The organism is Marisediminitalea alba (assembly GCF_002993365.1).
GTDB lineage: Bacteria > Pseudomonadota > Gammaproteobacteria > Enterobacterales > Alteromonadaceae > Alteromonas > Alteromonas alba.
On the sequence record NZ_PVNP01000098.1, the window covers coordinates 1 to 1137 of the forward strand.

The window sequence follows — 1137 nt, forward strand, 5'->3', positions numbered from 1 at the left end:
CAGGGCGAGAGCATGAGTGCTCAAATTTCGTTCAACGCTACCAAACCCGCCGCTAACACCTTTTCCAAGTAATCAGTGCTGCCATGCGCACGCTTCTGTTTCCGTGGCACACTCGTTTTTCTGGTTGTCTCCGCACGAAGCATGTTCAAGGCAAGCTTCCTCGCTCCTGACAGTATTTCGGCGGCATTGCCACGATATATCTGGCATTCATCTTCTTTCATTGAGACATCAAGGACCCAATGAAGACTGTTTTCTACTGCCCAATGACTACGCACTGCGTTGGCAAAGCGTGCTTTAGTTAAAGCTGCTGAACTGATGTAGTACCGGTATTCCAAAGATGCTTTACCTTTTTTTGGCTGCCGATAGCTTAACGTAACGCCTATCGTTTTCAGCCCTTTCCATTCAGGAAACCTATTCACTAACGATGCCGCATCCATAACATGGTACGCTCTTGCTTCGCCTCGTCCATGATGTTTCTCCAGACAAATGACTTCTTGGTTTACAGCACCCGCAAGCTCATTGCGCACGGCATCATGAAGTTCCTTTTGATTACCTTTTAGAGCAAGAAGATAATCACCACCACTCTCTACAATCTTCTCCGCAATAGCAGTTTGGCAGCCCATCGCATCTATTGATATCAAGCAACCTTTGATATCCAGCAGGTTCAGTAAGGCTGGAATGGCTGTGATTTCATTCGACTTACTCTGGGTCTTAATTTGCCCCAATACCACATTATTTTCGGCTGCAAACGCATTCACCATATGGATGGCTGATTGCCTGTCTTCACGATTGTAAGAACCGCAAAGCCGCTTACCATCAATCGCAATTAACTGCCCGTCGGATAACTCGGCGACTGACTGCATCCAACCGATAAAGCAACGCTGGAATTGTTCGCTATCGACTCTTGATATCACACGAGCAATCGTGTCATGAACGGGCAGTCCATTTTTGAAAAGCCCTTTCTCGCGAAACCAGTCAAAGTGTAAATCACCAAAATCTTCAATGTCTTCCCAGCCTTTGGCACCAGCGATGGAAGCACACACGACAAGGAATAAAATATCAGTGAATAAATGTGCCACCTTAGCTGATTGACGAGGATCTTCTAACTCACTAAAAAGCTGTTCAAATGCACCTGTA

1 protein-coding gene is annotated in these 1137 nt (G+C 46.1%); it reads right to left on the minus strand.

All coding sequences use genetic code 11. The annotated features are described in order from the left end of the window. Positions 1–20: 20 nt before the first annotated feature. A partial coding sequence (locus C6Y40_RS10565) for an ISAs1 family transposase (protein ID WP_105934560.1) occupies positions 21–1137 on the minus strand: 1117 nt, incomplete at its 5' end.